The following is an 18,517-nucleotide window of genomic DNA, read 5'->3' as shown; positions in this document are numbered from 1 at the left end:
CATCACGGCAGCAGCTTGTAGCCGCCGCCCTCGGTGACGAGAATCGCGGCGAGCCCCGGATTCGGCTCGATCTTCTGCCGGAGCCGGTAGATGTGGGTCTCGAGCGTGTGCGTCGTGACCTGCGCGTTGTAGCCCCAGACCTCGGCGAGCAGCGTGTCGCGGCCGACCACCTCGCGCCCGGCGCGATAGAGGAAGCGCAGGATCGCGGTCTCCTTCTCGGTCAGCTTCAGCTTGGAGCCGCGCTCGCCGACCAGGAGCTTCGCGCCCGGCTTGAAGGTGTAGGGGCCGATCTGGAAGACCGCGTCCTCGGACGCCTCGTGGCTGCGCAGGTGCGCGCGGATGCGGGCGAGCAGGATCGCGAACTTGAACGGCTTGGTGACGTAGTCGTTGGCGCCCGCCTCGAGGCCCTCGACGGTGTCGGCCTCGGAATCCTGCGCCGTCAGCATGATGACCGGCCCCTTGAAGCCGTTCTTCCGCATCAGGCGGACGGCCTCGCGCCCATCCATGTCGGGCAGCCCGACATCCATCACCGCGAGATCGATCCGATCGGCGGCGACGCGGGCGATGGCCCGGCCCGCATCGACCTCGGCGACCACCGTGAACTCCTCGCAGAGGTCGAGCTGCTCGGTCAGGGTCTCGCGCAGGATCGCGTCGTCGTCGCAGATGAGAAGGCGGTAGGCGTTGGACATCGTCCGAGGAACTCTTCGACAGGGCACGACCGGAACGAGTCGTGCCCCGGAACTCCGGCGCGCGGGCGATCTCGCTCCCAAAAACCCGAGGGTTCTTCGACCCGGGTAGTCGCCTTAGAATAACGCGCTTTTCGCGGCGGGGAATTGCCTTGTGCACAATTATTCGACCATTTCGGTGACATCCTGCCCGTATGGTCCTCGCAGGACGGGGCCGGCACGGGCGGGCGGAGCCGATCGGGGCCCCGAACGCCGAGCCTGGAATCACTCTCGCGCAGCATCATGATTCAACGACCTCGCCCTCCCCGAACCGGCTCCCGACCCGGCAAGACGACCACCCTGGCGACGCTTCGCGTGCACCCGCGCGTCGGCGACCGGCGCAAGGGCCTGCTGCAGGCCGGCGACGCCATCATCCCCTGCGCCCTGGGAAGCGCCGGCATCGTGCAGGTGAAGCGCGAGGGCGACGGCGGATCGCCGCGCGGTCGCGTCCGCCTGCGCGGCGGCAGCTATCGGTCCGACCATCTTCCTCGCCCTGCCACCACCCTCCCCTTACGCCGGACGGCGCCGGGCGACGGCTGGTGCGACGACGTCCGCGACCGCCGCTACAACCGGCCGATCGCCCTGCCCGCGCCGGGCGTGAGCGCGGAACGGATGTGGCGCGACGACGGTCTCTACGACGTGGTGATCGACCTCGACCACAACCGCGGCCCGATCCGCCCCGGCCGCGGCTCGGCGATCTTCCTGCACATCGCCCGGCCGGGCTACACGCCGACGGAGGGCTGCGTCGCGCTCAAGCGCGCCGACCTGCTCCGGCTCCTGCGCCGCCTCGGGCCGCGCACCAGGCTCGTGATCGGGTGATCGCGCGAGGATCGAGACCTGGACCGTCGGCCGCCATGAAGCCGCGACACCAGAATCTTTGCCTATCCGTGGCTTCTCAACTGGCATCTGGGCCGATACCCTCCTAGCGCAGATCGCCACCGCCGGAGGATGAGCCGTGCCGGACGAGACCACGACGCCGGACGCGCCGGACTACGACCGCCTGCTGCGCGCGAATCTCGAACGCATCTTCAACGAACGCGACGGCGCCGAGCGCGAGCGCGCCCTCGATGTGCTCTTCGTCGCCGACCCGGTCATGTACGAGCCGACGACCGTCGTCGTGGGCCGTGCGGCGATCTCCGAGATCGCCGGCAAGCTTCTCGAGCGGTTCGGGCCGGACTTCCGCTTCGCGCCCGATGGCGTCGCGGTCGGGCATCACGGGCTCGGCGTCCTGCGCTGGAAAGGCGGCCCCCGGAACGGGCCGGTCGTCGTCACCGGCGCGGACGTCGCGAACATCGTCGATGGGCGGATCACCCGCCTCTGGGTCATGCTGGACCCGCCGAAAACCTAGGGGCGCGTCGAGCACCACCGCGTGCGCCACGATGTGAGGTCTTCGCCGGCGTGCGGGGGGCCATCGGCGACGGGCGGTCGACTTCGGACCGCAGGCGGACCGTCGACCGAACCGATCTCTTTCCGGCCGGGACAGACTTTTGAAGCGTCGGCATAACCAGCCCTTCACCGACGCCGGGTCATGATGCGCGATGACCAGCCCCGTCGCCCGAGCCGTCCAGATCCAGGCTGGTGCCCTGTCTCAGTCGATCGGCACCGCCGTCGCGCGTCAGCAGATCGACGCGCAGAAGGCGGTCGCTGCGCTGGTCGCGGAGACGGCGGTTGCCGTTTCGCCCCCGGCGCCGGCCGGTCAGGGACGGGTCGTCGACCGGACGGTGTAGCCGTCACCTGCGCCATGGTCGTAAGCGGCGCCAGCGATCGGGCTCGATGCCCGATCGTGATGTGTCGGACGCCGGCACGCGGTTTCAGCCGGCGGCCGGCACCGCACCCGGTACCGCCTCCCGCCGCGGCGGGCTCAGCGTGAGGATCAGCGCCGAGGCGACGAGGCACAGCGCGCCTGCGGCGAAAAAGGCCGGCAGGTAGCTCTGCAGCTCGGTCCGCGAGAGGCCGGCGCCGAAGGCCGCCGTCGCCGCGCCGAGCTGGTGCCCGGCGAAGACCCAGCCGAAGACCACGTTAGCGCGCTCGCGCCCGAAGCGCTGCGCCGCCAGCTTCACCGTCGGCGGTACGGTGGCGATCCAGTCGAGGCCGTAGAACACCGCGAACAGCGACAGCCCGGCGAAGGAGAAATCGGAGAACGGCAGGCACAGGAGCGAGAGCCCGCGCAGGCCGTAGTACCAGAACAGGAGCCAGCGGTTGTCGTAGCGGTCCGACAGCCAGCCCGAGGCGACCGTGCCGACGAAGTCGAACACGCCCATGCCGGCGAGCACGCTCGCCGCCTGGACCGGGCGCAGGCCGTAATCGGCGCAGAGCGGGATGAAGTGGGTCTGGATCAGCCCGTTGGTGCTCGCGCCGCAGATGAAGAAGGTGAGGAACAGCACCCAGAACACCCGCGTCCGCGCGGCCTCGCGAAGCGCCGCGATGGCGCCGACGGCGGGCCCGCGCGGCGGGGCGGCATTCGCCGCCGTCTCGCCGTAGGGCAGCAGGCCGACATCCTCCGGCCGGTCGCGCAGCAACAGGAACACGAAGAGGGCCGCCAGCCCGAGCAGGCTGCAGACCGTGAGCAGGGCGGCGCGCCAGCCGAGCGCCTCGGTCAGCGCGGCGAGGATCGGCAGCACGATCAGCTGGCCGGTGGCCGAGCTCGCGGTGAGCAGCCCGACGACGAGGCCGCGCCGATGCGAGAACCAGCGCGTGGCCACCGTCGCTCCGAGCACCAGCGCGGTCAGCCCGGTGCCCACGCCGACCACGACGCCCCAGAGCAGGATCAGCTGCCAGAGCTGCGTCATCACGAGCGAGGCCAGCAACCCCGAGGCGATCAGCGCCAATGCCGCAAGCACGATCCGGCGCGGGCCGTAGCGGTTCATCAGGGCGGCGGCGAAGGGGCCCATCAAACCGAACAGCACGAGGCGGATAGCCAGTGCCGAGGAGATCGAGGCGGTGTCCCAGCCGAATTCGGTCTGCAGCGGCAGGATCAGCACGCCGGGCGCCCCGACCGCGCCGGCCGTGACCAGCATGGTGAGGAAGGTGACCGCGGCCGAGACCCAGCCATAATGCACGCCGCGGCGCGCCAGCGCCCGGGCGAGCGCGCCGGACAGCACAGGGGACGGACTGGCGACCATCATCACACCCTCGACCGATTGGGGGCGCCCACGCCCGAAACAGGCATATGCATGTATTTCGGCGGGACGCCAAGCTCGGATTTTGGGCGAAGCGGCGGACCGAACGGAGCCGGCGCGCGTGCGTCGCTAGTCGCGTCCGGCCATGGCGCCGGCGTTCATCAGCCCGTCCGGGTCGATGGCGGTCTTGACGGTCTCGATCAGGGCGAGCCGGGTCGGGTCGGCGTAGCGGCGGAGCAGGTCGCGCTTGAACCGGCCGATGCCGTACTCGGCGCTGAAGCTGCCGCCGAGATCGATCGCCACCGCGTAGAGGTCGTGTGCGATGCCCGCCTCGACCCGGCGGGTGAAGGCGAGGCGGTCCTCGCCCGCCGGCACCATCAGGTTGTAGTGGACGTTGCCGTCGCCGACATGGCCGTAGAAGGACAGGCGCACGCCCGGCATCCGCTCCGCCACCAGCGCACCGCCGCGGGCCAGGAACGCGCCGAACTGCGAGACCGGCACCGCGATGTCGAGCTTGACCGAGCCGCCGGCCTGCTTCTCGCCCTCGGGGATGGTCTCGCGCACGGTCCACATCGCCCGGCGCTGCGCCTCGGAGCTCGCCAGCACCGCATCGGTGATCCATGCCCGTTCCATCAGGGCTTCGAGGGCCGCCATCAGCACGTCGTCGAGCGGGATGTGACGCGACGAGGACGAGAGCTCGAGCAGCACCGCCCCGCCGGCTCCGGTGGCGAAGCCGGTCGCGGCGCCGCGCATCTCGGCGACCAGAGCGAGCGACGAGGCCGAGATCAGTTCGAAGGTCGAGACCAGGTCCGAGGTCTCGCGGCGCAGGAACGCGGCGATCTCCGAGATCGGCGCGCCGGCGGCGAGCTGCAGCCACGCGGTCGCGCGGAAGCTCTGCGCCGGCCACAGCTTCAGCACCACCCCGGTGACGATGCCGAGCGTGCCCTCGGCGCCAACGAAGAGCTGCTTCAGGTCGTAGCCGATGTTGTTCTTGCGCAGCCGCTTCATGTCGGAGAGCAGCGACCCGTCCGGCAGGACCGCCTCCAGCCCGAGGACCAGGTCGCGGGTCATGCCGTAGCGCAGCACCTGTAGGCCGCCGGCATTGGTTCCGAGGTTGCCGCCGAGGCGGCAGCTTCCCTCCGCGCCGAGGCTCAGCGGCAGGAGGAGGTCGTGCGCGGCCGCGGCCGCCTGAGCGTCGGCGAGGATCGCCCCGGCATCGCAGGCGAGCGAGAAATCGAGGGGATCGACCGATCGGATCCGCGTCATCCGCTCCAGGCTGACGACCAGCTGCCGTCGTCCGGTTTGCGGCGTCGCCCCGCCGACGTAGCCGGTGTTGCCGCCCTGCGGCACGAGCCCGAAGCCCTCGGCCTTCGCGAGGCGCACGAGCGCCTGCACCTCGGCGACCGACCGCGGCCGCAGCACGGCCGCCGTCTCGCCCTGCATCAGGTCGCGCTGGTCCCGGGTGTAGCGCCCGGTGTCGGAGCCGGTCAGCACCCCACCCTCGCCGAGGAGGCTGCGGAACGGAGCGACGGCATCGGAGAGGGTCATGACAGCTCGCGCGGGTTTCGGACCTCGGGCGCGGACCATGTCGCCCCACCGCCCGGTTGAAAAGCCGCGACAGGGCTTCAGCCGGTCGATCCGCCTCGGACGCATGAGAAAGCGGCAGGGCTCGCACCCCGCCGCTGGATCTCGGCACTCTGCTCGGGCGCGCCGCCTTTCACCGACGACGGCCCGCGCGTTACGACCGTCGCGATCACGCCGCGGGGAATGACCCGACGGACGACGTCGGCGACGACCTCCAAGCCCGCCAACCGATCAGCAGCGATTGCCGCCGGCGGTCTGGCCGTACTGCTTCACCGGGAAGTTCTGCTGATTGGCATTACCCTCGGCGGCGGAACTCATCCGGCAGGTAGCCGGATTGCGGTCGAACCGCTGATCGAAGCCGTCGAACGAACCCGTCGTCTCGACGTCGTAGGGCGCGAAACCGGTGTAACGCGCCGGACGGTCGTAGGCCATTGCCGACGAGATCGTGGCGACGCCAAGAACAGCAGCGGCGGCGATGGCGGCGATACGGGTCTTCATGGTGGCGTCTCAGCTCCTTTGCAGGACAAACCCTGATCCGGGTCCGTTTCTCTCTGCTTGAGACTGAGATGGTGAGCCGCTTACATTTTCGACGTGCCGCCGCGCACGCACCGGCCGGGATTAAAAAGCTTGCCGCAACTACAGCAGATTGCCAGCGTCCCCGTCCTCGTTCGGCAAGATTGCAAGCTTGCGCTTGGGGGCCGGCCGCGAGCGCCGCATCGGCTCCAGGCGACGGCGTGACGTCACCCTGCGGGATCGCATGGTCCTGGCGATCGCTCCAAAGACGTCGAGCCGATCGGGCGCACAGGGTCACCGCTGCGCGAGCGGCAGACGTCGATTCGAGCTGAAGTGTTCAGGACCGTTGCGGAGAGCGCAACCAAAATGGTGCCGCTTGAGGGAGGGGAATCCATACGCTATCCACAGGGCTTAAGCCACTGAAATCATTCATTGCTGGCCTGTAGCTAACCCTGTAGCTATAACTGCATCTGACTGGTGTAGCTGAGGCGGTTTGTCGTGATCCGGAAAAAGGCGGACTACCTGTACCAGCGCCCCGGTTCGCAAAACTGGTGGCTCCGGCTCCAGTACCCCGTGGCAATGGGGCGCCAGAAGGTCCAGAAAAGCCTGGGTACGGCCGACCGGCACGAGGCGGAGATCATCGCCCTGCCGATGGTGCAGCAGCACAAGCGCGACCTCTACCTGCACAGCCGGAACCCGAACCTCCGGGGCATGGCAAAGGTCACGTCGATCTCGACGAAGTACCCCATCGGCCTGTCGAAGCTCGACGACGGCACCGAGGTGATCGCCACCCCTATCGAGGCGATCATGATCCGGGACGGCGTGGTCGTTGGCCGGGAGGACAACTTCATCCTCAACGCGTTCGATCAGATCAGGACGTTCGACCCGGACGCGCGAGAGCCCAAGGCGGCGAAGGCGAAACCTGTGGATAACGCGGATTCCGCGATCCTCGAAACCTACCTCTCGCTGAAAACCCGGAATCCGTACTTCAACAAGGAAGCCCGCGACACGTGGACCCTGTTCAAGCAGCTCGTCCACGGCAAGGCGATCACGGATTGCAGCCGTGACGATGCCCGGCTTCTGGTCGCCCATCTCCAGGCCAAGCGGGACAAGCGCGCGACGATCGTCAAAAAGCTGAACTACCTGGGCGCCCCGGTGAACTACGCGATCAAGGAGAACAAGCTTCGGTTCAACCCGTTCAGCTCCGTGGCTCCCGAGGATGACGATTCGGAGAAGCGGGTGCCGTTCACGGATTCCGACATGGCGTTGGTGGCCGCCGCTCTCCCGACGATGAAGGACCGCGAGGCCGCCCTTCTTTGGGTGCTGCTGGCGACCACCGGCATGCGCCTGGGTGAGGCGTTCCAGATCAAGGGTGAGGAATCCGAGAAAGGCATTCGGAAGGTCTTCGTCGGCACGAAGTCGAAGCAGTCCAAGCGTTGGGTTCCAATTCCGGACCTTGTGATGCCGTACCTTCCCGCGAAGATCGAAGGCCCGCTGTTCACGTCGAACGCCAAGAACCTGGGTCGCGTGCTCCACCGGGTTATCGAGAAGGTAGGGGTCAAGGATAAGGGCAAGGTGCTGCACAGCCTGCGTCACAGGGCGAAGGATCAGCTCCGGGCAGAGGGATGCCCGCTCCACGTCCAGTACGAGCTGATCGGCCACGAGATCAAAACGGTCGCCGCCGGGTACGGACACGGCTCGTCGATGCGGGTGCTCAAGCCCTGGATCGACAAGATCAGCCTGACCGGTGCACCGCCGGTTAACCCTGAGGATCAATCCGAGTAGACATCGGCTTCGGAATTTCGTTCAACCGATTCCGAAGCCGATTCATAGGCGAGACTAGCCTAGCTTTAACCATCCGCCCGGATACGATTCGACTCTCGAAAGATTCATGGCATCCTTTGTCTTGTCCGAAGCAACGGACAAGCAATGGAGCCCATGATGTTGTCGCAGATTTCGATCCCCGTCCCGCGTAGCCCGGCTTCTTCCCCGCCGACCATCCGCCTTCACCTGACCGTGGAGGCGTGATCATGGCGCTGAACATCGATACCTTCAAGAAGGTCTTTCAGCAGCTCGCTGGAGACAATGAGACCGCGCACGAGAACGCCGGTCGAACGATGGGCCGGATGCTGAACAGCGCTAAGGTCCACCCGTCTGACGTGAAAGTCAGTTTTGCCGGTGACGAAACCGACCTCGCTGTGAGGATGCAGGGGACGATCGATGGGCTGGCTCGGGAGCTGAACGCGGCTAGTGCGGTGAACCGTCCGCTCCGGATGCAGGTCGCCGCTCAGAAGAATGAGATTCTTCGTTTGAAGAAGCTGGTCGCCGAAGGGCTGGAGCGTGAGAAGAATCTAATCGCTGCTCAGTCGATCAGGGCGCCGAATAAGTCCGAGCTGATGTCGAAGCTGGAAAGCATCATCGACGAAGCCGAATCCGGTGGCAAGATGAAGGAAGACTTAGCGCGCGTGACGGAGAAGCTGGATTACTTCCAGAAGGAATGCGAGCGCATCAATGGCATTCGGAAAGCGCTAAGCGACGAGAACGAAGAACTTGAAGGTCAGGCCCGCATCCTCGAAAAGACGATCGACTACATGGAGTCGTTCCTTTCGGACCGCGTGATCGAGCTGTGCCGGGTCAACGGCACGAAGTACGCGAACGAATCTGAGATCGTCGGCGATCTCGGGTGGTTGCGCCGGGGCAAAGCGGCAAGCTAAGATGTGAGCCTGACTTATCGATACGCGTCGCACGGTGACGTGACTCACCTTATCTCGACTTGACTTCACGCAGGGACGATCCGGAAACGGGTCGTCCTTTTGCTTTTCAGCCTTATCCCACGTGTTTTACGAGTGTTTCGTAAATACCTGGGTGACCCCGGCCCTTTACAAAGCAATCTTCCGAAGCAAGTTCGAGGAGAAAGTCGTTTCCGAAATCCTGGCTCGTGAGCCGGGATTCGATGTTGACGCCCATTACGAAGCCGCTCGAATCCCCTACATGATTCCGGCGCGTAAATCGTTCTACGTTCCCGATCTCTACTTCCCCGATCGGAAGTTGGTGATCGAAATGAAGGGTCGCTTCCGTTCCGTCGATGAGCGCGTGAAGTATCTCCACTTCCGTGAATCCAATCCGGACATCGAAGTACGCTTCGTGCTGATGCGGGCCGGGGTCAAACTCTACAAGAACAGCCCGACATCACAGGAACAGTGGTTGGCTAAGCAAGGCTTCACCTACGCGATCGGATCGATTCCGCCGGAGTGGTTGGCATGAGCGGCGACGCAGGCCGATACTTCCCCCGCTACCGGCTCACCGTGGATGCCGCGTGGTTCATGCGCCACAAGTCGTTGATCGACCAGTGGTGCATCGAGCAGAGCATTCAGCACCAGCGCCCATTCGATTACATCATCGAATTCAAGCCTGGAACCGGTCGAATGACGGGAAAAATCTGGTTCCCACTTCAGGGAACTGCCACACCTATGCAAGAATTTTTCAAAGTACTGAAGGAGTACAATGTCTGATACGAAGGAACTCATTCACGCGACCGCCGCGGACATCCTGCATTACGCGGTCGAGCATGGATTCTCCACCTACGGTCTCCAGCAGGTCGTGCTGGCCCTGGAATCGTTCGGTGAGAAGCTGATCGGCGCCCCGGCGGCGGTCGAGGTCGAGGAACCCGTCGAGGCACCCGCCGCAGCTCCGAAGGCGAAGCGAGTCGCTAAGGCGTGAGCGCGTTCATGGTGATCCGGACGGTGAACGATCTGTTCACCGCGATGTCCGTCATGCGAGCCGGGCACGTGCTCGGATTCATGGCGGAACCCGGTCACCTGTTCGGCCCGACGCGGCCGACGCAGCTCAGGACGGACGAGCCGGGCAAGAAAAAGAGCTTCACCCGGTACACCGCCACCGACATGCCCTCGTTCCTGTTCGACTACCTGGGGGACCGTCGCCCGGTCTCCTACGTGGTGCTGACGCCTTGCGCGGATCACCCATGGATCGAGCGGGTATGGGAGTGCATCAACCACGCGGCTGGCCTTCCGCTGAACCGACTGGTGATCATCCGGCTGGTCCGAATCCTCGCCGAGTACGTCGGCGGATCGTGCGAGCCGCAGATGTGTTACGGGGACCCGCAATGGGTCGAGTTCGCCAAGGAAGGACTCGGGACGCTCGTCTGCTACTCAAAGCCGGGTCCGAGCGATCTCGCCACGCTGGTCGAGCGCCGAATCGAGCTGATCAACGCGGCCAACATCGGTTCGATGGTCGGCATGGCTGGAGCTGCGATGCTTCCCGATCGCGGGGTGATTCGGGACGTGTCCGGGAAAGGCGTAGAAGCCGCCTACGATGCCTCAGGACGGCCGACAGGCTTCGGGGCGGACTTCGATGCGGTCGCGGCGTTCTACCGGCCTGTAGGGCTTCCCTGTGAGCCTGAGATGCCCCTGAAGATGCGCCAGACGATCGAGCACGCGTGTCGGCTGCATTCGAAGGAGGTCGAGGGACCGTTGAGCTGCGTGGTGTGGACGTGTGAGGGACCGGGCTCGCTCAGCGAGGACGGGAATCGCCGTCACCTCACCCTGATGCATCTCCCCGTGGAGAAGCTGACCGCGCCCTGGATCAGCATGCACTGGAGCACGCTCACCCGGATTCGGTTCACTTCCTGACTTCCACCGGGAGGTCGAAGTTCACGAAGAACACGATCTTATCCCCGCACGTCGCGGTGGTCCGCTTCACGATCCGGTACTGACCCGGCACGACCCAGGCGGGAACATCGAACACCTCGTCGGTGCGGAATGTGCCCGCGCCGAGCCAGTTGTTGAACGTGGTCCAATGGAACACGATGTCCGTGTCCACCCCGATGAGCAGATTTGCCACGGCCATCGAGCAACGTTCGGTCCGCGTGTAGACGTTGTGGACGTAGATGATTGTTCCCGGTCGAACGATATTGTCCGGAACCTTATCGCCGTGATGGACATATGGGGGTTCAAGCAACTGATGAACGTGCTGTTCCTTCAGCGTCTCCAGATGATCGACATATCGAGTCCAGGCGTTCCATCCGTAGAGGATGCACGCGGTGACCACCAACAGGTACGCGATGCGCTTCGTGGCGCCGAGGATGAAGCGGATCATTTCAGGAGGTCCGAGATGCCCAGCTTCGCCGCGATGTACGCGGCAACCATGCCGCCGACCGTGGTGACGATCGGAGTAGCGTTCCGGGTCAAGAACGCCTTGGTTTCCTTCTTCTGATTTTCGATCGTATCGACGCGCTTGGTCAGCGTGTCGATCTTGTGATCGACATCAACTCGATCGGCCTTTTCGAGGTCCATGATCTTGATATCGTTCTCCATGGTCGTCAGGCGGTGATCGATCCGCGCCAACGTCATGTTGAACATCGCAAGGTTCTTCGCGGTGTGCTTGGTGTCCGTCTCAATGCCCTGAAGACGACGACTCGCCTCGTCGGATTTGGCGTTGATCTGACCGACCGAAACCTCTACCGCGTTGATCTTGTCTGAAAGGTGCCTGAGGTCGTCTTTGTAATCGTCGGCCATGCCCTATTTATCGCTAGATAGGGAACTTTTCGACAATAAGCGCATTGTATTAGCCGGTCACGAGGATCGTGATCAAGGACACCGGATCGGTGATCTTTTCGATGAGCTTGTCCTTGTCGATCGCCCCGGTGAGAACGCCCACGATCAACATCAGGATCAGAATCACCTTGATATTGGTCCGAAGGAAGTCGAACAGATCGCTTATCGACCGAGCAACTTTGCGAAGAATCCTTTGCTTGCGCCGTCCACGGGGGTTTCGAACAGCTTGGATTCCGCAGCTCGACGCCTCGTCAAACCCGCGAGAATCTTCCCTCCGCCCTTGTTCCACTTTCCGAACTCCTTGCTCGCGCCCGTGTAGTCACCCGCGTTGACCTTCTTCAGCAGGGTCGAGCCACCCAGCGCGTGCTCACCGCAGTTGTAGGCGAAGCTCACGAGGGCATCGAACTGGTTCTGATTCAGCGCGACCTTGACGAGTTGGTTCACGCCGTTCTCGAACTTGATCAGGTCCTTCTTGAACATCTCGATGGCCTGGGCCTCGGTGCACGTCATGCCGGGCTTGATCCCGGAGGTCGTGCCGTATCCGAGCGTCCAGACACCGGCCGGGCACTTGTAGGCCGTCAGCTCCATATGTTCGAAGGACTTGATCAGATCGATGCCAGTGGTTGAAGTACGCATCCACTATTTAGAGAGGGTCAGAAAGTACCTGCGAGCAGGAACAGATCATCGAGGTCTGCGTCGGTCCATCCATTGGTCTTCGCCATCACCGTGACGAGCGCATCGGTGCGATCGAATGCCGTCGCACCGCTCCACGATAGCTGGGTCACGATGTCGGCGCTCGCGACGATCGCATTCACACTCACAAGCTTCCCTTGAGCGTTCAGGGCGAGCATCATTTGGCGTCGCGAAACAGATAGCGGTGGAATCATGTACATCGGAAGCCCATCATCGAGCGTGATGGAGCAATCGTGGTACTGAGGGCCAAGCGGGGACTTACCGTCCCACTCGATGATGTTGATCTTGCGGGACTGAATGTCGCGAACTTGATAGCGTGCCATGCTGAGATTTATCCGAATTCGTAAATCCGAATCTCGCCACGTGCACCGTCACCACCCTTGCTGGAGACGCGGCCACCGCCGCCACCGCCGCCGCCACCACCGGGGAGACCGCCCGCACCGCCTGCGCCGGACACCACACCGTTGTTGGTCGTACCACCGCCACCGCCGCCGCCGCCGCCGTAACTCGGTGACGGTCCATCGGGTCCCGCGGTGCCTGCGACACCCTGAGCACCGTTGTTGTTCAGCATCGTCTGGAGACTGTTGTTGTAGGTGAAGCGAGCCGCAGGGCTTCCACTTCCGGCGGTTGAGCCCGAAGTTACAGAATTCGCGCCGCCTCCTCCACCGCCGTTTCCAGGGCCGATGACGTTCTGACCTCCGGGGAGACCGGTAAGGTCGCCGCCTGCACCGGCCGAAGCCTGGGTGTACATGACGATGCTTGTGACGGACGCAAGACCGACGCCCGCGGACCCAGCCGATGTACTGCCGCCACCACCCGCGCCGGATACACCGCTGGCGATGTACATGGTTAGGTTCGGTGCGATGGTGATCGAGGTGGCGCCGCCAACGGTTCCGGCCTTACCCGGCGTAGCAGTTTGGGAGGTAGGGATCGCCGCACCACCTGCACCACCCGCGCCGATCACGTAAGGGCAGCTCGACTGAACATCAGCGGCGACGATCGTGGCATGGATGACACGTCCGCCGCATCCGCCACCGCCACCGAATCGGTTCGCGGACGTATCGCCGAGCGTACCACTGCCGCCGCCGCATCCCCCCGAAATCAATTCGAAGAAGAACAGCTTGGCGTCGGTCGATTTCGTCCACGTGCCCGAGGAAGTCAGAATCGTCGTACGAAGCAATGACATTCCGCCGCTGGCAGCAGCCGCGGCAGTAGAAGGAGTGTAGAGAGGCATCTAATCTTTCAAATTACCACGTACGTGCTGAAAATGCTTGTCCGGCGTTTGCGCCGATAATGTTGACTGCGCCCTGCGGAACACCGTGAACCGGATACTCGTACAGACCACCGGCCGGAATCTTCAGGCTCGAACCACCGGTGGTCGCAGAACCGATTTCGCTGATGTACAGATCACCGGTCGAAAGGTTCTGGACCCATGCACCGACGCGGCTCGCGTTCGCTGAGAACAGCACCTGCGACGCGCCAGCCGTTGCGATGCTGCCGGAGCGGTCGGTGTAGGATGCGACCGACGCGTACTGCTGGGTGACGGCGCCCTGAACGGTGACCGCATGCGTGTTCACGTTGACCGTGGGCAGAGCTGAGACCGCGACAGACCCGGAGACCGTCACCGCGTTCGACGACAAGGTGACCGTAGGGGTGCCCTGGATCGTGGCGTTCACCGAAGGCGTGCCGGTGATCGTCGCGGTGACCGCGGGAGTCCCCTGGATCGTCGCGTTGACGGAACCGGAAACCGTGACCGCGTTGGATGCGAGCGAAACCGTGCCGCTGATCGCCTGGACCGCCGGGAAGTTGTTCACCGCCACCGAAGTGACGGGGTTCGAGATCGCAACCGAGCCGGAAACCGTGACCGCGTTCGAGGCCAATGAGACGGTCGGCGAGCCGATGTCCACGGGGAGGCGGTTGGTCGAGGACACCGCATTCCCGGCGAGCTTCAGCGCACCATCGAAGGGGTTCGACAGAGTGACCGTACCCGCGATGGTCTGCGTGGCTGGGAAGTTCGAGATCGACACCGAACTGATCGGGTTCGCGATCGTGACCGTTCCCGCGACGTTGACCGTGTTGGCGATGCTCACCGCTTGGGTCGCGGGCAGGTTCGAAACCGTCACCGAGGTGACCGGGTTCGCGACCGTAACGTTCGCGATACCTTTGTACACAGTGTAGAACGGATAGTCGTACGAACCCGCCTTATTAGCACCCGCGTCGATCTCGACTTTGAGCGCGTTACTGACGACCACCGGGATGGGAGAACTTCCATCAGCGGCCGTGATCTTAACGGTCGGGTTTCCGACATCCACGGGGAGACGATTCGAGTTCGAAACAGCAAGTCCGGCGAGACGAAGCGCACCGTCGAACGGGTTGGTTAGCGTTGCACTCACCGGACCCTGCTGGGTCACCGGGATGCTGCCGTTCTGATTGTTGAGGTCGAGGCGTACGGTCGAACCAGCGGCGAGATTCACCGTGCCGATCGCCGCGGTCCCTGCACCCAGGCTCACCGTGCCGTTGACGGTCTGGGTCGCGGCGGAAACCACCTTCACCGAGACCGGCGCGGTGTCCGTTCCCAGGTTGACCGTGCTTCCGTTTGCGGCCGTGCCCTTCAGGCGAACGGCCATCTCGCCGCCGCTCGGCTGGACGTAGAAGTTACCGCTCTGAGCGACCTGAACGATCTTGAACTGATCAGCGCTCAGTCCGAGAGTATCGACCGGGAAGTTCGCGATCGTGTACTGAGGGTAGGTGCTCGAATCGATCAGATACAGCGAACTGCGGTCGATCTTCACGCGGACATACCGGACCTGAATGTACGGCTCGGAATTCTCGAAGATGACCTGATCGCCGATCACACCCTGCGAAGGATCGACCGCCGCGGTGCCAAGCTGCGTCCACGTGGATTCGTCGTCCGAGCCCTCGATCACGTACGAGATCGTGCCGCCGTAAATCTCGTAGTACGGGTGACCGTCGATCGTCCTCGTGGACCAATCGGTCGGATCGACCACATGAATGCGGATGCCCTGATAGGCGTCGCGGTCGATCACCGTGTAGGTGTCGGCAACCTGGGACATCGCCACGCTCCGCTTGATCGAAGCGCGCTCGCTGGTGTTGAGCACGTCGTTGCGGACCGTCACGTTCCCGTCGAACGAGGTCGAACCACCACCGGTCTGAACCTGATTCGTCACTTCGACGCGGATCGGCTTGGTGTCGTTGATCCCGACCACCGAATTCGCGGTCAACTGGATCAGGCTGTCCGGGGTCAGAGTGACCTCACCACCGACTTCGAGCGGACCGGCGATGTTGACGGTGCCGATGGTCGCGTTCGAGTTCGCCAGCACGCCGTTGAAGGACGTGCCGCCACCGCCGCCGCCGGAGGACGGATTCGTGACCGTTACCTGAAGCGGCGTCGAGGTGTCGATCTTCACCGTTCCGTCGATTCCGACCGAACCGATGTGCGCGGTCCCGGCCTTCACCGTCACGTTTCCGTCGAACGAATTTGAGCCGCCCGTCTGGACCTGATTGGTCACCTCGACCCGGATCGCCGTGGTGTCGTCGATCTTCTGCTTCGTCGGCAGGTTGGTGATGCTGACCGCGGTCACCGGATTTGCGATCGTCACCGACGCGTTCTGAAGCGCAACCGGGACCGGGTTGGACGCCGCGTTGTTGATCGTGAGGGAGGTCGGCGCGACCGGGAAGTTGCTGATGCTCACAGAGCCCGACACAGGCGGAAGGGAGCTGATCCCGACCAGACCCGTGATCCCCACGTTGCTGCCGCTGGCGAGGCTCACAGAGCCATTCACGGTCACATCCGTGGAGACCAGCTTCACGTTGACCGGAGCCGAGACGGTGTTCCGAACGATGCCGTCGAAGGCGTCGCCGCCACCGGTTCCACCGCCGAGCTGCACGTCCGAGGCGACGATGCGCACCGGCATCGGATCGACGTTGTTGACGCGAATCTCGGTGGGCTGGTTGGCGACGGAAACCGTTCCGGCGACCGTGACCGAACCGGTGACCGCCTGGGTCTCCGGCGGGTTGGACACCGCGATGGTCGTCGGGAAGTTGCTGACCGAAACCACACCCCTGACCGGCGGCATCGAGCCGATCGCCACCGTGGACGGCTGATTGTCCACGATGACGTGGCCGATCATGGCATCCGAGTGATCGAGCTTGCCGTCGAACGGAATCGTCGCGTTGGCGATCGTGCCGTCCGGGTTGGTCGCGAAGAAGCTCGACTCCGAAACGATGCTGTTTGCGGTCATCGTGAGCGCGCCCACGTCGTCCGTGGACTCATTGCTGAAAAAGCCGCTCACCGGATACCTCCATCGATCGCGTGGCATGGCGCCATCGAGGCGTTCAGCAGGATGTCGCGATCGGCCTGCTCCTGAATTTCTGCGAATGCGGTGGCGAAGCCCTGAGCCCACGCGGCCTGACGAGCCGGATCGAGGGACCAGTCGCCCGCGTTGATCAGCGCACCCCAGGTGACGAGCTGCGGACACACGTCGATGAGCGGGTTGGTGTCCGTCTCGTTGACGAGCGCGGCGAAGTCCTGATGGTAGTCGATGTGCACCAGCGCGCCCGGTCCGGGCAGCGGCGCGATCAGGAACTGGTTCTCGACGCGGCAGTAGTACGTGGGCTGTCCGATTCCGACCTGGGTCTGAACGCGACGCACCTCGGACACCGAGCGCTGGGTCAGCTCCATGCCGTTCACCTGAAGCGAGATCAGGTTGAGCAGATCGTTGGGGACGTTGACCTTGCCGGTGAAGCTACCACTCGTGACCACCTCGGCCTGGGCTTCCGAGAGCGGCGTGCGCAGGTTGAACTGAATCCGGCGAATGCCGTCCGTGATGAAGCGATCGAGGGTCGCCAGCGGAACATCGCGTCGCTTCAGCGAATCGATGACACGTGCTCGAATATCACCGAGGGTGATGGGCATGGGTCCGGCCTCCTTTAGAAGGTCTTGTTCGTGTTCAGAAAGTGCGAATAGCCTTCCGCGATCAGGCGACGGCGTGCTTCACGAAGCAATTCCATCGACGTTTCGTCATCTGCTTCGCGGCAAGCCATCGGATCGAATCCATCCTCGGCCTTCCACTTGCGGAGAAGGAAGGTCGGCACCGAAAACACCCGCATGTCGTCGCCGATGTGCCCCTTGGCGTCCGCGGCGTCGCGTTCGGCCTTGCGGGCATCCAAGAACGACTGCGGAATGTGCTGTTCCGACTTGATCACGACATCGCCGGACGAGTCGTCCTTGAAGTTGTAAACGACGCGGTGGAACTTGGGTTTGTTGAATAACTGCATGCCGTATTTAGAACGGCGCATAAAAAAACCGGCCCGTAGGCCGGTTCTCTTGGTGCCTGATCCGAGGATCAGAACTTGCCGTTGGTGCCGGTGACCTTGCGGATGACGGCGGAAGCCTTCTGGTTCTTGTGAGCCAGCGAGTACTCACCGACGATCGACATGCGGGTCGAATCCGAGGTCTTCGCGAGGGTTTCGCGGGTCCACGGACGGAGAACCTTCTTCTCCCACATGGCCGGGTCGAACAGGAACCAGTCGGTGGAGAGCGCGAAGATCGAGAGCACGTAGTCAACGCGGCCGTACTGCGTCACGGTGAAATCGACGACATCGACGATGCCCTCGGAAGCCGCGCCGGAGTTCGGAATCTGACGGACGAACTTGCCGTTCGGCGTGGTCGTGAAGCCAGCGAGGGCATCAGCGTCCGTGTAGGGGAGCAGCACGGTGTTGATCCGAGCGCCGTAACCCATGAGGTCACGCTGGGCCGTCTTGATGTCAGCCAGGGCCGGGGTCGTGGTGGCGCCGCCGGTTGCGTAACGCAGCGAGGCATCGACCTGGGCCTGGAACGAGTTCATCTTGCGGGCAACCGAAGACGAACCAGCAACGGCGGTCTGACCGGAGAGATAGATCGACTCAAGATCGATCTTGATCTCCTCGGACTTCTTGCCAAGCTCGTACGCGATCTGCTTCGCGCGGCCGTAGGTGCCGACGACATCCGTGGTCTCAGCGACGTTGACCGTCTTCGTCAGAATCTGCGTGTAGTTGTTACGCATGACGGTCGGGGTCAGGTTCGCATCGACGAAGGTCGCGCCTTCGACTGCGGCGTTGTTCAGGTCGGGAGCCGCGAGCGCGTCTTCCTGCCACTGGAACAGCGTGTTGTTGACCTTCACCGGACCCTTGATCAGGGTCGTGAAAGCAACCTTGCGATTGGAGATGTTCGAGATAACGTCGGAAATATCTTCCTTCTTACCGACGATTTCGTAGGAACTAAGAGCGGACACTGTAATACCTCAAAGAA

General features: G+C 63.8%; 22 protein-coding genes. 9 read left to right on the top strand and 13 right to left on the bottom strand.

Annotated elements, in window-relative coordinates; translation table 11 throughout:
* Positions 1 to 2 precede the first annotated feature (2 nt).
* Complete coding sequence (locus ACFZ8E_RS07630; protein ID WP_147725679.1) at positions 3 to 689, bottom strand: response regulator transcription factor; 687 nt, start codon at positions 687 to 689, stop codon at positions 3 to 5.
* A gap of 279 nt (positions 690 to 968) precedes the next feature.
* On the opposite strand from ACFZ8E_RS07630, the gene ACFZ8E_RS07625 reads away from it, so the two are divergent.
* The 3 genes from ACFZ8E_RS07625 (at position 969) to ACFZ8E_RS07615 (ending at position 2,452) form a co-directional block, all read left to right on the top strand.
* On the top strand, positions 969 to 1,544 hold the full coding sequence (locus ACFZ8E_RS07625) for a L,D-transpeptidase (protein ID WP_147725678.1): 576 nt from the start codon (positions 969 to 971) through the stop codon (positions 1,542 to 1,544).
* Between the two features lie 136 nt (positions 1,545 to 1,680).
* Positions 1,681 to 2,073 (top strand): nuclear transport factor 2 family protein, encoded by a 393-nt coding sequence (locus ACFZ8E_RS07620; protein WP_405042513.1) that lies wholly within the window; start codon positions 1,681 to 1,683, stop codon positions 2,071 to 2,073.
* Positions 2,074 to 2,263: 190 nt separating this feature from the next.
* Entirely contained in the window at positions 2,264 to 2,452 is a 189-nt protein-coding gene (locus ACFZ8E_RS07615) for a hypothetical protein (RefSeq protein ID WP_243949793.1), read from the top strand.
* An 84-nt stretch (positions 2,453 to 2,536) separates the two neighbouring features.
* Here ACFZ8E_RS07615 and ACFZ8E_RS07610 read toward each other — a convergent pair whose 3' ends face one another.
* The 3 genes from ACFZ8E_RS07610 to ACFZ8E_RS07600 form a co-directional block, all read right to left on the bottom strand.
* The gene (locus tag ACFZ8E_RS07610) at positions 2,537 to 3,826 is read right to left on the bottom strand and encodes an MFS transporter (protein ID WP_405044342.1); all 1,290 of its coding nucleotides are present in this window, start codon (positions 3,824 to 3,826) and stop codon (positions 2,537 to 2,539) included.
* A gap of 147 nt (positions 3,827 to 3,973) precedes the next feature.
* Positions 3,974 to 5,392 carry an FAD-binding oxidoreductase gene (locus ACFZ8E_RS07605; RefSeq protein WP_405042512.1) on the bottom strand — a complete coding sequence of 473 codons (1,419 nt, stop codon included), beginning with the start codon at positions 5,390 to 5,392 and terminating at the stop codon, positions 3,974 to 3,976.
* A 267-nt stretch (positions 5,393 to 5,659) separates the two neighbouring features.
* On the bottom strand, positions 5,660 to 5,926 hold the full coding sequence (locus ACFZ8E_RS07600) for a hypothetical protein (protein ID WP_405042511.1): 267 nt from the start codon (positions 5,924 to 5,926) through the stop codon (positions 5,660 to 5,662).
* Positions 5,927 to 6,439: 513 nt separating this feature from the next.
* Between ACFZ8E_RS07600 and xerC the strand changes: the two genes are divergently transcribed.
* From xerC to ACFZ8E_RS07570, 6 genes are all read left to right on the top strand, one after another.
* The gene (gene xerC, locus ACFZ8E_RS07595) at positions 6,440 to 7,726 is read left to right on the top strand and encodes a tyrosine recombinase XerC (RefSeq protein ID WP_405042510.1); all 1,287 of its coding nucleotides are present in this window, start codon (positions 6,440 to 6,442) and stop codon (positions 7,724 to 7,726) included.
* A 245-nt stretch (positions 7,727 to 7,971) separates the two neighbouring features.
* Positions 7,972 to 8,655, top strand: a complete 684-nt coding sequence (locus tag ACFZ8E_RS07590; RefSeq protein ID WP_405042509.1) for a hypothetical protein — start codon at positions 7,972 to 7,974, stop codon at positions 8,653 to 8,655.
* Positions 8,656 to 8,806: 151 nt separating this feature from the next.
* The gene (locus ACFZ8E_RS07585) at positions 8,807 to 9,205 is read left to right on the top strand and encodes a hypothetical protein (RefSeq protein ID WP_405042508.1); all 399 of its coding nucleotides are present in this window, start codon (positions 8,807 to 8,809) and stop codon (positions 9,203 to 9,205) included.
* Complete coding sequence (locus tag ACFZ8E_RS07580) at positions 9,202 to 9,453, top strand: hypothetical protein (protein ID WP_405042507.1); 252 nt, start codon at positions 9,202 to 9,204, stop codon at positions 9,451 to 9,453. The genes ACFZ8E_RS07585 and ACFZ8E_RS07580 overlap by 4 nt, the downstream gene beginning before the upstream one ends.
* Positions 9,446 to 9,661 (top strand): hypothetical protein, encoded by a 216-nt coding sequence (locus tag ACFZ8E_RS07575; RefSeq protein ID WP_405042506.1) that lies wholly within the window; start codon positions 9,446 to 9,448, stop codon positions 9,659 to 9,661. Before ACFZ8E_RS07580 ends, ACFZ8E_RS07575 begins: the two co-directional genes overlap by 8 nt.
* Positions 9,658 to 10,590, top strand: coding sequence for a hypothetical protein (locus ACFZ8E_RS07570; RefSeq protein ID WP_405042505.1), 933 nt, complete (start codon positions 9,658 to 9,660; stop codon positions 10,588 to 10,590). The genes ACFZ8E_RS07575 and ACFZ8E_RS07570 overlap by 4 nt, the downstream gene beginning before the upstream one ends.
* Here ACFZ8E_RS07570 and ACFZ8E_RS07565 read toward each other — a convergent pair.
* From ACFZ8E_RS07565 to ACFZ8E_RS07525, 9 genes are all read right to left on the bottom strand, one after another.
* Positions 10,580 to 11,056 (bottom strand): hypothetical protein, encoded by a 477-nt coding sequence (locus tag ACFZ8E_RS07565; protein WP_405042504.1) that lies wholly within the window; start codon positions 11,054 to 11,056, stop codon positions 10,580 to 10,582. The genes ACFZ8E_RS07570 and ACFZ8E_RS07565 overlap by 11 nt on opposite strands.
* Positions 11,053 to 11,475 carry a hypothetical protein gene (locus tag ACFZ8E_RS07560; RefSeq protein ID WP_405042503.1) on the bottom strand — a complete coding sequence of 141 codons (423 nt, stop codon included), beginning with the start codon at positions 11,473 to 11,475 and terminating at the stop codon, positions 11,053 to 11,055. Before ACFZ8E_RS07560 ends, ACFZ8E_RS07565 begins: the two co-directional genes overlap by 4 nt.
* A gap of 201 nt (positions 11,476 to 11,676) precedes the next feature.
* Positions 11,677 to 12,150 carry a lysozyme gene (locus ACFZ8E_RS07555; protein ID WP_405042502.1) on the bottom strand — a complete coding sequence of 158 codons (474 nt, stop codon included), beginning with the start codon at positions 12,148 to 12,150 and terminating at the stop codon, positions 11,677 to 11,679.
* 17 nt (positions 12,151 to 12,167) lie between these two features.
* Positions 12,168 to 12,530 (bottom strand): hypothetical protein, encoded by a 363-nt coding sequence (locus ACFZ8E_RS07550; protein ID WP_405042501.1) that lies wholly within the window; start codon positions 12,528 to 12,530, stop codon positions 12,168 to 12,170.
* Positions 12,531 to 12,538: 8 nt separating this feature from the next.
* Positions 12,539 to 13,441 carry a hypothetical protein gene (locus tag ACFZ8E_RS07545; protein ID WP_405042500.1) on the bottom strand — a complete coding sequence of 301 codons (903 nt, stop codon included), beginning with the start codon at positions 13,439 to 13,441 and terminating at the stop codon, positions 12,539 to 12,541.
* 13 nt (positions 13,442 to 13,454) lie between these two features.
* Positions 13,455 to 16,520: a beta strand repeat-containing protein gene (locus tag ACFZ8E_RS07540; protein ID WP_405042499.1), complete on the bottom strand. Its 3,066-nt coding sequence runs from the start codon at positions 16,518 to 16,520 to the stop codon at positions 13,455 to 13,457.
* Entirely contained in the window at positions 16,517 to 17,143 is a 627-nt protein-coding gene (locus ACFZ8E_RS07535; protein ID WP_405042498.1) for a hypothetical protein, read from the bottom strand. The genes ACFZ8E_RS07540 and ACFZ8E_RS07535 overlap by 4 nt, the downstream gene beginning before the upstream one ends.
* A gap of 14 nt (positions 17,144 to 17,157) precedes the next feature.
* On the bottom strand, positions 17,158 to 17,505 hold the full coding sequence (locus ACFZ8E_RS07530) for a hypothetical protein (RefSeq protein ID WP_405042497.1): 348 nt from the start codon (positions 17,503 to 17,505) through the stop codon (positions 17,158 to 17,160).
* 68 nt (positions 17,506 to 17,573) lie between these two features.
* Positions 17,574 to 18,500: a DUF5309 family protein gene (locus ACFZ8E_RS07525; RefSeq protein ID WP_405042496.1), complete on the bottom strand. Its 927-nt coding sequence runs from the start codon at positions 18,498 to 18,500 to the stop codon at positions 17,574 to 17,576.
* Positions 18,501 to 18,517: the final 17 nt, after the last annotated feature.

The organism is Methylobacterium sp. HMF5984, from assembly GCF_045033435.1.
Taxonomy (GTDB): domain Bacteria; phylum Pseudomonadota; class Alphaproteobacteria; order Rhizobiales; family Beijerinckiaceae; genus Methylobacterium.
Note: the sequence above shows the minus strand (reverse complement) of the source record. Positions and strands in the feature narration are given on the sequence as shown.

Coding starts and splice junctions, on each gene's coding strand:
- ACFZ8E_RS07625 (WP_147725678.1), top strand. CDS start 969: ATGATTCAACGACCTCGCCCTCCCCGAACCGGCTCCCGACCCGGCAAG.
- ACFZ8E_RS07535 (WP_405042498.1), bottom strand. CDS start 17,143: ATGCCCATCACCCTCGGTGATATTCGAGCACGTGTCATCGATTCGCTG.
- ACFZ8E_RS07580 (WP_405042507.1), top strand. CDS start 9,202: ATGAGCGGCGACGCAGGCCGATACTTCCCCCGCTACCGGCTCACCGTG.
- ACFZ8E_RS07555 (WP_405042502.1), bottom strand. CDS start 12,150: ATGCGTACTTCAACCACTGGCATCGATCTGATCAAGTCCTTCGAACAT.
- ACFZ8E_RS07530 (WP_405042497.1), bottom strand. CDS start 17,505: ATGCAGTTATTCAACAAACCCAAGTTCCACCGCGTCGTTTACAACTTC.
- ACFZ8E_RS07590 (WP_405042509.1), top strand. CDS start 7,972: ATGGCGCTGAACATCGATACCTTCAAGAAGGTCTTTCAGCAGCTCGCT.
- ACFZ8E_RS07575 (WP_405042506.1), top strand. CDS start 9,446: ATGTCTGATACGAAGGAACTCATTCACGCGACCGCCGCGGACATCCTG.
- ACFZ8E_RS07605 (WP_405042512.1), bottom strand. CDS start 5,392: ATGACCCTCTCCGATGCCGTCGCTCCGTTCCGCAGCCTCCTCGGCGAG.
- ACFZ8E_RS07630 (WP_147725679.1), bottom strand. CDS start 689: ATGTCCAACGCCTACCGCCTTCTCATCTGCGACGACGACGCGATCCTG.
- ACFZ8E_RS07615 (WP_243949793.1), top strand. CDS start 2,264: ATGACCAGCCCCGTCGCCCGAGCCGTCCAGATCCAGGCTGGTGCCCTG.
- ACFZ8E_RS07600 (WP_405042511.1), bottom strand. CDS start 5,926: ATGAAGACCCGTATCGCCGCCATCGCCGCCGCTGCTGTTCTTGGCGTC.
- ACFZ8E_RS07560 (WP_405042503.1), bottom strand. CDS start 11,475: ATGGCCGACGATTACAAAGACGACCTCAGGCACCTTTCAGACAAGATC.
- ACFZ8E_RS07550 (WP_405042501.1), bottom strand. CDS start 12,530: ATGGCACGCTATCAAGTTCGCGACATTCAGTCCCGCAAGATCAACATC.
- ACFZ8E_RS07545 (WP_405042500.1), bottom strand. CDS start 13,441: ATGCCTCTCTACACTCCTTCTACTGCCGCGGCTGCTGCCAGCGGCGGA.
- ACFZ8E_RS07565 (WP_405042504.1), bottom strand. CDS start 11,056: ATGATCCGCTTCATCCTCGGCGCCACGAAGCGCATCGCGTACCTGTTG.